The organism is Providencia sp. JGM181 (assembly GCF_018257375.1).
GTDB classification, from domain to species: domain Bacteria; phylum Pseudomonadota; class Gammaproteobacteria; order Enterobacterales; family Enterobacteriaceae; genus Providencia; species Providencia lanzhouensis.
On the sequence record NZ_JAERJY010000125.1, the window covers coordinates 1 to 10,931 of the forward strand.

Consider the following 10,931-nt stretch of genomic DNA (forward strand, 5'->3'; position numbering starts at 1 on the left):
AGATAAAAATAATGAACCCATAAACCATCCCCAGCACATATTTTTAATATAATATCGTTTATTCATTGCGTATTTTCTTACCAACTAAAGAGTTAATGATAACAAAACACATATGCGAATGAAAACTCATAATAAAACTAAGTTATTAATATATATGTATTTTAACTCCAATCAACTAATCATTAAGTAAACCATCTCATTTTATTACTAAAAAAAAGCTGAGACATAGCTCAGCTTCCTTAAAATTAAGTCAGGCGATAATTACTTAGTTTCAGGTCGCGCCAGCTCACCCATCTCTTTAAGTTTTTTAGAGATCTCACGACGCTCTTTGGATAACTCAGCATTCTTAATGATGTAATCATCGATACGGTCATCATAGTCGCTACGCATATTTGCGATGATGCCATGGATATCATCAATGGACATACCTGGTTTGATATACTCACTCAGGTTATCTAACAGCAGAACACGCTTTTGGTTATCACGAATTTTCTTTTCGTTATCCGTGATTTCGCGACGAATTTTATTTTTACGACGAAACATACGCACAAATTCCAGGACATTCTGGAAAGTTGGTTTGTTGGCGTTGTCCATGTTTAAAATCCCCTATTCAATAATCAAAATGTATTGTCTATTAACACAATACCTTCTTCTAGGGTCACCTTACAAGATGCATTCACTATTTTATTGATTTGAATTTAATGATTTGCATTGCCAATGCATCTTTAGCCTTTAATTTGCGAGCGTGCTCGTAAGCCATTTACATACAGACAAACTTCCTCCATTAAATCCCGCCTGTTTTATTAATCAATGTTAGTAATAACCTTCTTCATTGAAACAAAACACTTGAACATTGTAGCCTATAAGATACCATGAGGACATATGCGTATAATTCGGCATTATTTAACCACGGATGGTAAAGATCCATGCTCAGATTTCATCGATAAAATCAAAGACCCAATTGCTAGAATTAAAGTGGTCATGCGTATTAACCAACTCGCTAAGGGGAATTTAGGGAAACATAAATATTGTCGAAATAGAGTATGGGAGTTAAAAATTGACCAAGGATCTGGATATCGAGTCTATTACAGCTTAGTTAAAGACGAGATTATTTTACTGCTTTTAATGGGTACGAAAAAAACACAACAAGCAGACATTGATATCGCAATTCAGTATCTAACCGATTATTTAAGGTAGGAACAAATATGGCTAAATCTCGATTACATGACGATGCAGTAGTTGAAATGCTACGTAAAGATCCAACTCTCATCCCAATTTACCTACAGCAAGCCTTTGTACAGATTGATGAAGATGGCGGGCAAGCCGCATTTTTATTAGCTTTACGCCATATTATTGAAGCTCGAGGAGGGATGGCGGATATAGCCGAACAGTCCGGCTTATCCCGAGAAACACTCTATCGAACATTATCCCCGACTGGAAACCCAACATTAAAAACGCTACGCAGCATCATTAATGCAACTGGAATACCATTTTCTTCACTCGCGACGCTATCCCCCACATAAGTTTAGATTTTTTGCCATATGGTTTACCATAGCATCAAACTTTTATGCGTTTGCATTACTCACCTAAATCGACGATGGACCTCATTTTGAAAAATAAGCATAATCAGCCGACCTTCTTTATCCATGACTATGAAACATTTGGTAAGCATCCGGCTCTGGATCGCCCTGCTCAGTTTGCGGGTGTGCGGACAGACTTAGATTTCAACATCATCGATGAACCTGAGGTATTTTACTGCAAACCTACGGATGATTATCTTCCTCAGCCAGAAGCGGTCATGATAACCGGCATTACCCCGCAAATCGCCATGGCTAACGGCGTGAATGAAGCGGAATTTGCGAAGCGCATCCATGACGCATTCAGCGTACCGAATACCTGCATTATGGGTTACAACAATATTCGCTTTGATGATGAAGTGACGCGAAATATTTTTTATCGTAACTTTTATGACCCTTACGCCTATAGCTGGCAGCAAGGCAATTCGCGCTGGGATTTACTGGATGCGTTACGTGCTTGCTTTGCGCTGCGCCCTGAAGGGATCAATTGGCCAGAAAATGATGACGGGTTACCTAGCTTACGCCTTGAATATTTAACTAAAGCTAACGGCGTGGCCCATGAAAATGCCCATGATGCGATGTCTGACGTTTTAGCCACCATTAATATGGCTAAGTTACTGAAACAAGCTCAACCTCGTATGTTTGATTATTTCTATCAACTGCGAAATAAAAACAAAGTTAACCAGCTGATCGACATCGTGGATATGACCCCGTTAGTTCATGTATCGGGGATGTTTGGCGCGGTACGCTCTTATGTCAGCTTAGTGGCCCCTCTCGCTTGGCACCCTGAGAATAAAAACGCGGTGATTATGTGTGACCTGTCAGCCGATATGTCGCCACTACTAACGTTAAATGCGGATGAACTTCGTGAGCGCTTATACACACCAAAAGCCGATTTAGGTGACGAGCTACCCGTCCCAGTTAAACTGGTACATATTAACAAATGCCCAATCCTTGCCCCTGAAAAGACCTTGCGAACGGTAGATGCGGAGCGTACAGGTATTGACCGTGACCTATGCATGCGTAATTTAGAACTATTACGTAAGAATCCTGATGTGCGTAATAAACTGATTGAGTTGTTTAGCGTCGCCCAACAATTTGAAGAAAATAACGATGTAGATAGCCAAATCTATAATGGCTTTTTCAGCCCGTCTGATCGCTCTACGATGGACATTATTCGCGAAACGCCACCTCAAAATTTACCTGCATTAGATCTTAGCTTTGAAGATAAGCGTATGAAGGAGCTATTTTTCCGTTATAAGGCACGCAATTTCCCTGCGACACTCTCTTATGATGAGCAACAGCGTTGGTTACAGCATCGCCGCAATTATTTTACTGAGTGCCGTTTAACGGATTATTTACAGCAAATTCAATTACTCATGGAAGTTCATCATGAAGATGAAAAACGCTGTCAGCAATTAAAAGCGTTGGTCAACTATGCCGCTGAGCTCGCGAGTTAATTGTGAACACCAGAGACAACTATGGGCAGAAAACCTGCCCATTTTTATTATCTTTTATTGTTCTAGTGCCCTAGTGGTCACAACCACAATCCCCTTCCCAATGTTTCCGTTTGGTGGTCTTTCCAAGACCTGGGTTCATGGTATTTGTTGGGTCAGACACTTTATAAAACGATTTCAATTGTTCCGGTGCTTTATATAAATGCCCGACGTTGTGCTCTGCTGGGTACTGAGCACCTCGCGCATCCAATAATTCCAACATTTTTTGCTTCAGCTCTTTCGGATCTACGCCTTTTTTCAAGACATAATCTTGATGCATTACGTGGCACATAAAATGTCCGCAATATAATTTATGCACAATCAGATTTTCAATTTCTGGTGGCAATTTTTCAAACCAATCACGGTCATTACGTCTTAGTGCAATATCTAGCGGCAGGACATCTTCCACATCATTATTATGTACGGCATGATAGCGAACGGCAGATCCCGCAGCGGCAAAGCGATGTAAGAATGCTTTTGCGCCTTCTTCTGGTGTGCATTCAAAATAGCCACCATCGGCTGTGGCGAAGAAGGATTTCAACCAGACTTTGGCTTCATCAATACCGTCTCCCGCCATTTTGAGCATTAAATGGTGCTCGTACTGGTCACGGAACTGTTTCATACGCGGTGGTAGATGAGATGGCCACAGTTTGCTTAGCAGTTGCATGGTACGGTCAATTAAATTTGATGGTAGCAGTGGTACTTTATTCAGTACCGCATCCATACGCCCTTTAATGGTAAAGAAAGTTGGCATTTTGTCGGTACCAAATTTATCTATCATTAAGAACGTATCTTTACCGTATATTTCGGCAATATCAAAGCAGCCACGGTGCATATATTCGCCCGCGACAGGCAAGTTTTCAAACTCACTCAAGATATGGCGACGAATGTCTTCTAGAACATCTGGATTGTTTGAACCAATATAGAAAACTTGTGTGGCTTTGTCCGCAGGGAAAGTGTCTAAGCGCACAGCGAAAACAGCTAACTTACCCGCACAACCTGAGGCTTCAAATAACCGACGTTCGTCCGCATTAAAGCGTGATGGCGTGTCTGCATCGACATCTCGCACGCGTTCAGCATAGTCATGGTCGGATGCCAACTTTTCGCTATTTTCAATATCTTCACTGCTATAGCGACGGTTTTGTAGGTTGGTTAAGATCTCTTCTGGAGTTTTCCCCAATTCGATACCTAAATGGTTTACCAGCTCAACCTTGCCATCTTCATTGACGCGTCCATATAAGGCCAACTCAGTATAAGCCGGACCACGACGCACAAGGGAGCCACCAGAACTATTACAAATTCCTCCCACAACAGAAGCACCAATACATGAAGAGCCAATTAAGGAGTGCGGTTCACGCCCTAGTGGTTTGAGGATTTTTTCGAGGTCATAGAGCGTACTGCCAGGCATCGCAACCACTTGGTTGAATTCAGGTAGCACTTGAATTTGGTTTAGGCGTAACGTGCTGATAATGACGATATCACGATCATAATCATAGCCGCTTGGGGTTGAGCCTTCGGTGAGCCCCGTGTTTGCCGCTTGCATGATCACAATTTTGTCAGCTTCGACACAGGCTTTAAATACATACCACTGTTCGAGTAATGTGGTTGGGAATACAACAGCAATGGCATCACCTACTCCTGAGCGGAAGCCTTTGCGATAACGTTCTGTTTTATGGGGTTCGGTAAGGATATTTTTTTTGCCAACAATGTTCCTGAGTGTGAGTAATAATCGTTGGTTCTCAGGATTTTTTACATCATTCATCTCATGCCTTCCTGTCAGGGTCTTGTCATTAAACCCATCCACAATATCACATAAGATTAATATGTTAAGAAATTATTAATACCCTTTAGAAACAAAAACAGCACCCAAAGGCGCTGTTTTTATTCATCTTCAATTTCAGTTCGCAGTTCGCAGTTCGCAGTTCGCAGTTCGCAGTTCGCAGTTTAATTATTTTGATGCTCGCATACATTCAAAATAATTCGTGTTGTAGCTAGGCGGCAAATAAAGTCATCCCGATGAGCATACATGAGTATGTGATTCGGGTGACTTTATGATGCCAACAACGCTACGGCGCGAAGTATGAAGAATATATCTATACGTCGCTCATCTGCGGCATAGGCCTACGGAACATACGTGTCAACACCGCCATATACACCAGACCAACCGCCGTCCAAATCAGACCATAAACCATTGAATCTTCTTCGATATTCAGCCACAGCACACAGACTGTTAGCGTACCGATGATCGGTAATATCAAATAATTCATGATGTTTTTGAAGCCTTTAATACGGCGTTCACGGATAAAGAACTGGCTAATCACTGAAATATTGACGAATGTAAATGCAATCAGCGCACCAAAGTTAATTAATGCTGTTGCAAAATCCATCTCAAACCAGATAGCGCCGAGGGCTAAGAAGCCAACTAATAAGACGTTATAAGCTGGAGTACGCCATGTTGGGCTAACGTAGCCGAACACTTTTTCTGGGAATACACCATCACGACCCATTACATACATTAAACGCGCACTACCCGCATGAGCCGCCATACCGGATGCTAATACCGTGACACAGGAGAACACAAGGATAATGGCTTGGAAGAAGGACCCCGCCACAAATCGCATAATGTCAGGCTGTGTTTCGTTAATATTCGCAAAGCGTGAAACGTCTGGGAAAAATTGCTGTAAGAAGAACGAAACGGTAATAAAAATCACGCCACCAATCAGTGCTGTTAAGAAAATTGCACGAGGAATAACTTTACCTGCATTTGGTGTCTCTTCTGACAGTGAACTTAACCCATCAAAACCTAAGAATGAGAAACAGAGTATGGTTGCTCCAGCTATCAACGGGATCATCTCAGTTTTTTCATTTGCAAATGGATTGAATGTCCAGATCTCCCCTGTCCCTTCACCATTTGAAACCCCGTGGATCACTAAACCTGTAAATACCGCCATTACCCCCATTTGGATAATCGCAATCACGGTACTTAAGTTTGCAATCACGTTGATGCCTCGTAAGTTGGCGGCGGTCATTAAAATAACCAAACCAATAACAAAATACGCAGGTTCAACATTCGGGAAAATATCTTGTAAATAAATTTTCGCCAATAAGATGTTGATCATTGGCATGAAAATGTAGGACAGCAAAGATGTCCAACCCACAAGGAAACCAATATGTGGACTCATTGATTTCTGGGCATAAGTATAGGCTGAACCAGCGGATGGGAAGCGTTTAACCAGCTTACCGTAGCTCAGTGCAGTAAACAGTATCGCAGCAAGTGCAATAATGTATGAAGTCGGGACGTGACCACCCGTCTTATCTGATACCATTCCGAAAGTATCAAAGATAGTCATTGGCTGGATATACGCAATACCAATCATAACAACTTGTACAAGCGTTAATGTCTTCGCAAGTTGAACACGGTTATTGGCACCAGTTTGGTTGTGGCCGATATCTAAAGGTACGGAATTATTTTGCATGATAAAGCCCTCCCATAACTTTCGATTGCGTACTTCGACTCAATCGACAGTTACTGGGAAGACTTTGCATCTGCCTATAAGCAGAGAAGAAAGAAGAGAAGTGGAAAAGCGTCTGTGCGAAGCCGGTGTTTGCTCCGTAGTCATCAATGCGGCAACGACGGCCGCTTGGCCCTGCTGCCAGTGCGAAAAAGTAAGCCATAAAAGCATTCCTCAAAGCTGTAGCATGAAATATTAGCTACACGTAAATATTTATTTATCTATCCGGCCTGATATCCGGCCCCGTTAAAATGAAAGAACCCTAAAAAGCAAAAAAACCGATGCCGGTTTTTATCAGGCATCAGTCATTTTTTAGTCCGCGCATTTTGCACGTCATACCTGTAAATAGCAAGCCAATTTGTTAACAAAACGCCCCCTTTTCGATGAGAAATTCTGATAATTTTGGACTTTCCGTTCTGATAGCTAATATGACATGCTTTTAAGACGATAAATGACACTAAATCCGATTGATTATCCTTAATAAAATGCTAAACCGGTCGGTCTAATTTCGCGGCACTTTTTTCCAATAACATATCTAAACTTGAGTGCAGTAATTTACTTTTTATGGCTTTGGTTTCTGACTGCAATGGACTACCGACTTTGTTATCCATCGTATAGACCGTCACTTTTCCCTCTTGATGGTTATAAATCAATAACCCATCCACGCCATAATCATATTGGTCTTTAAAATTACCCAGTACCGATTGCATACTGTTTCTCGCCTCAACATCACCATTGACGGCTTTACGGAGTGCTTCAATGGATAGCCCTACCGGAACTGAGTAGACATACAACACTTCCACATCGGAATCACCATCATCACTGCCATTACACATAAAGCAAGCGTCTCTTTGAACTGAGGATAGCCTCTCCATTTTGCGCAATTCGATTAATAATTTTTGACCATCTTGATACGGTGATTGCGAGATATCGAGAAAAACTAATCGGTAAGGTCCCGGGTCACCTGCAAGGGCATGGGAAATACCGCCTATAAATAGTAAAAAACTCAGACAACTAGCTCTAAAATAACGGTTAAATTTGGGCATAGTCTATTCCTGCTCGGCTCCATATCGCGGTGAGGAAGATTGACGCAGTTAGCGGTAAATAACCATATCTTTATTCCGAATTACTGATTTTCTTTTTGGATACCTATTTTCTTTTTAAATAATAGTACAAAAAAGCCCTTTGGCGATTAACCAAAGGGCTTAGATAAATAAAAATTAATGGTTTAATTAGAAGTTGTAGTTGATGCCGATATTATAACGACGACCTTCTAATTCAGCGCCATAGGTTCCTTGATCTACACGGCGGTCTAGCACGTTATAAACACCACCAACAATGTTGGCATTTTTACTGAGTTTATAACTCGTACCTAGGTCAAACAGTGCATAAGAAGGTGTTCCTTTACTCATTTGCTGACCACGACCTTGATAATCTGAAGTTTCACTACGGAAATTCATACGACCCCAAGTTTGTAAATCTTCCGTTGTATCCCAAGTTAAGGTGGTATTTACCATGTGCTTAGGCTGCTTACTCAACGGCTTACCTTTATTTACACCACTTTTTTGCTCTGTGTGCGTATAGGTATAGTTCGCTGCAAATTCGAGGTTATCAAGAATTCCCCAGTTGAAAGTCACTTCAACACCTTGCATTCTTGCTTTGTCAACGTTGGCTTTATCGCTAACAAAACGGTACGGTTTACCTGGGGTATCACCTTCACCATCCGCTAATGTACAATCTCTGATTGTGTCAATGCTATTGTCACAACGTCTGATTTCCGTGATTTTATCTTTGAAATCAGTATTATAAATAGTAACCCCAGCGGTTAGGTTATCTTGATTATTCCAAATAACACCAATCTCTTCAGTGATACTTTTTTCTGGTTTCAGATCTGGGTTACCGTAAATGACGGCATTTCCTTTACCGCCACCAGTTGCTTGTCCCCAGTTTGCCGACGACTCACGTAAACTTGGTGCTTTATAGCCTGTAGATACACCACCTTTAATCGTCCATTGCTCATCTGCATGCCAAACACCGTATAAACGAGGAGTCCAATGAGCACCGTAGTTTTCATCATTATCCATTCGCAGACCACCTGTTAATGCAAAGTCATTTGTCATTAACCATTCATCTTCTGCAAATAATGCCCAGCTGTATCTGTCTAATTCATTATATTGTTTAAACTTATTTCCTTCATCTTTCAGTTTCTCTTTACGGTATTGCCCACCAATACTTACGCTGTGGTCACCTAATAAAAAGACACTTTGATTTCGGAACACAAGGTCTTCTGCGGTCATTTTACGACCCGGGTTTTTTGTTTCATCGTACTGAACATAAGTGTCCGTCGATGCAATGTCATAAATACCCGTATGAGTTAACGCCATGTGGGTCAATTCATATTTACTAAAACCGCTACCATCACCCCTTTTATTTGTATAACCTTCACGGTCATCACGATGCTGGTTATCACGTTTAAATTCCGCATCAAACGTGTTTTTATCATCTGGAGTTAATGACACAGTCGCTCCGCCACTAGTCATAATTTGACGATTAAATCCATCAATGATTTTGTCTTCACTACGATGTGAATACTGTCCTTGGGCTTTAACTCCCAATAAACCGTCAATTAATGGTCCAGATGTATAGAAGCTTCCTTGTCCTGTATTACCCGAATTTTTGCGTTCTGTAATGGTAGTATCTGCACGTAAACTGGTCGTCCATTCTTGTTGTACACGGCGAGTAATAATATTAATTACCCCACCCATAGCATCAGAGCCATATAGCGATGACATAGGGCCACGTACTACTTCAATCCGCTCAATCGCAGGTAATGGTGGTAACCAGCCTTGCTCAATACCAGAACCATCGCTATTTGGGCGAGTACTACGTGTATCCACACGTTTCCCGTCGATAAGGATCATAGTGTATTTTGCATCCATCCCTCGGATACTAATATCGGAGCTGCTACCGCCACCAGTAACAAGAACACCAGGGACATCCTTCAGGGCATCCGTCACATCGCGATACGCTTTAGTTTCTAGCTGTTCACGTGTCACAACGGAAATTGATGCTGGCGCATCTTCAATCTTTTGCTGATAACCTGATGCAGTTGTTACAAAAATTTTATCGCTGCTGTCATCCGCAAAAGCAGGTACCGCAGTGATAGCCGCAATAATGCTAACTGCTATTTTTCTTTTAGTAAAAACAACCATTCCCAATTCTCCAAGAGATTTCTTTATCTTAACAATGAATTTTCTATGCTCAGCATGGGTCGTCTAACGCCCCAAAGGTTTATTATTCTTTTGACATGATACTTTCTGAGGTTTACCACTTTCGAAGCTAAATCAATTAAGTAATTAACTCTCATTCGCAGGCGGTAACAATAATGTAAATGGTAATACTTATCAATACCATTATTGAATGATTCATGACTTTCCGTGATGAATTGTGTGACTTAAGTCAAAGGTTAAATCTTTTGAATCAAGATCTGCGGCTGATTATTCATCCGTCGTAGATCCGATTAAAAACGAAGAAAGGTGAGCGCTTATCAAAAGAAAGCTAAATACAAGCGCGAGAAGACAGTAGATACGGAAGGTTATTGATTAATATTCTGGTTAAACTGTGCGTAACCGCGTTTTGCCGCTGCGTGATACTGTTGGTTTAGTGGTGCAGTCATCTGTTGCGCTATTCCCGTCATTTCAGGGCCTGCGAGTTCAGGGGAACCGGTACGAAACGGCGGGCGAGGATCATACTCAATTGCCAATTCGACAAGGGAGGCAACTTCTTCTCCACGCAAGGCTTTGAGCACCAACAGTGAGGCGTCAAATGAACCGGTTGCCGGCCCAGAGGTATAAATCGACCCATCGATGACGACATCACTGCCCCCTACAGCAATTGCCCCTACATCTGGTAGCATCGGGACAACATTGCTATTACTGGTTGCCCGCTTACCCCGCAATAACCCTGCCGTTCCTAACATTAGCGAACCATAGCAAGTACCAATCACCGTTTTTGCGGTATGCCCAACCCGTGCAAAAAACTGAATCACTTCAGGATCTTCAATAACCTCTGGAGGCACCATACCCGTGACTAAAACATCTAAATCATCAGGACACTCATCGAATGTCATTGTTGGCATAGTTGGCCACCCTGTGTAACCCTCAAGCAGCTCTTTACGCTTCCAGATAAAATAAATTTCAGCACCCACAATAGTAAAAACGGATTGTGCTCCATTAATGTCCATTGGCATAAATCCTGGGCAGACAAAAATACCCACTATTTAGCAGAAAAGCTAACAAGGTTTATTGGCGTTATCGCCACCCTATAACTGGCAAATATCATGCCCT

At 41.7% G+C, this 10,931-nt stretch carries 10 protein-coding genes; 4 read left to right on the forward strand and 6 right to left on the reverse strand.

Going from position 1 to position 10,931, the window contains the following annotated elements; genetic code table 11:
* Window positions 1-261 precede the first annotated feature (261 nt).
* The gene (gene tmaR, locus JK188_RS14000) at window positions 262-594 is read right to left on the reverse strand and encodes a PTS system regulator TmaR (RefSeq protein ID WP_036953053.1); all 333 of its coding nucleotides are present in this window, start codon (window positions 592-594) and stop codon (window positions 262-264) included.
* Between the two features lie 288 nt (window positions 595-882).
* Between tmaR and JK188_RS14005 the strand changes: the two genes are divergently transcribed.
* The 3 genes from JK188_RS14005 (at window position 883) to sbcB (ending at window position 3,037) form a co-directional block, all read left to right on the forward strand.
* On the forward strand, window positions 883-1,197 hold the full coding sequence (locus JK188_RS14005) for a type II toxin-antitoxin system RelE/ParE family toxin (RefSeq protein WP_211885955.1): 315 nt from the start codon (window positions 883-885) through the stop codon (window positions 1,195-1,197).
* Window positions 1,198-1,205: 8 nt separating this feature from the next.
* A complete protein-coding gene (locus JK188_RS14010) occupies window positions 1,206-1,523 on the forward strand; it encodes an addiction module antidote protein (protein WP_154639312.1) in 318 nt (105 codons plus the stop codon).
* Window positions 1,524-1,597: 74 nt separating this feature from the next.
* Window positions 1,598-3,037: an exodeoxyribonuclease I gene (gene sbcB, locus JK188_RS14015; RefSeq protein ID WP_211885956.1), complete on the forward strand. Its 1,440-nt coding sequence runs from the start codon at window positions 1,598-1,600 to the stop codon at window positions 3,035-3,037.
* A 70-nt stretch (window positions 3,038-3,107) separates the two neighbouring features.
* On the opposite strand, the gene dld is transcribed toward sbcB, so the two are convergent.
* The 5 genes from dld to JK188_RS14040 form a co-directional block, all read right to left on the reverse strand.
* The gene (dld, locus tag JK188_RS14020; RefSeq protein ID WP_211885957.1) at window positions 3,108-4,835 is read right to left on the reverse strand and encodes a D-lactate dehydrogenase; all 1,728 of its coding nucleotides are present in this window, start codon (window positions 4,833-4,835) and stop codon (window positions 3,108-3,110) included.
* A gap of 331 nt (window positions 4,836-5,166) precedes the next feature.
* Entirely contained in the window at window positions 5,167-6,549 is a 1,383-nt protein-coding gene (locus tag JK188_RS14025; RefSeq protein ID WP_132495302.1) for an APC family permease, read from the reverse strand.
* Between the two features lie 524 nt (window positions 6,550-7,073).
* Entirely contained in the window at window positions 7,074-7,631 is a 558-nt protein-coding gene (locus tag JK188_RS14030; protein ID WP_211885959.1) for a hypothetical protein, read from the reverse strand.
* A 186-nt stretch (window positions 7,632-7,817) separates the two neighbouring features.
* Window positions 7,818-9,797 carry a ligand-gated channel protein gene (locus JK188_RS14035; RefSeq protein WP_211885960.1) on the reverse strand — a complete coding sequence of 660 codons (1,980 nt, stop codon included), beginning with the start codon at window positions 9,795-9,797 and terminating at the stop codon, window positions 7,818-7,820.
* A 383-nt stretch (window positions 9,798-10,180) separates the two neighbouring features.
* Window positions 10,181-10,828, reverse strand: a complete 648-nt coding sequence (locus tag JK188_RS14040) for a DJ-1/PfpI family protein (protein WP_249216028.1) — start codon at window positions 10,826-10,828, stop codon at window positions 10,181-10,183.
* Window positions 10,829-10,836: 8 nt separating this feature from the next.
* Between JK188_RS14040 and JK188_RS14045 the strand changes: the two genes are divergently transcribed.
* Window positions 10,837-10,931 (forward strand): phage integrase Arm DNA-binding domain-containing protein (locus JK188_RS14045; RefSeq protein WP_211888653.1); only part of this gene is annotated, 95 nt, incomplete at its 3' end.

Coding starts and splice junctions, on each gene's coding strand:
- sbcB (WP_211885956.1), top strand. CDS start 1,598: ATGGACCTCATTTTGAAAAATAAGCATAATCAGCCGACCTTCTTTATC.
- JK188_RS14005 (WP_211885955.1), top strand. CDS start 883: ATGCGTATAATTCGGCATTATTTAACCACGGATGGTAAAGATCCATGC.
- tmaR (WP_036953053.1), bottom strand. CDS start 594: ATGGACAACGCCAACAAACCAACTTTCCAGAATGTCCTGGAATTTGTG.
- JK188_RS14035 (WP_211885960.1), bottom strand. CDS start 9,797: ATGGTTGTTTTTACTAAAAGAAAAATAGCAGTTAGCATTATTGCGGCT.
- JK188_RS14040 (WP_249216028.1), bottom strand. CDS start 10,828: ATGGACATTAATGGAGCACAATCCGTTTTTACTATTGTGGGTGCTGAA.
- JK188_RS14025 (WP_132495302.1), bottom strand. CDS start 6,549: ATGCAAAATAATTCCGTACCTTTAGATATCGGCCACAACCAAACTGGT.
- JK188_RS14010 (WP_154639312.1), top strand. CDS start 1,206: ATGGCTAAATCTCGATTACATGACGATGCAGTAGTTGAAATGCTACGT.
- JK188_RS14030 (WP_211885959.1), bottom strand. CDS start 7,631: ATGCCCAAATTTAACCGTTATTTTAGAGCTAGTTGTCTGAGTTTTTTA.
- dld (WP_211885957.1), bottom strand. CDS start 4,835: ATGAATGATGTAAAAAATCCTGAGAACCAACGATTATTACTCACACTC.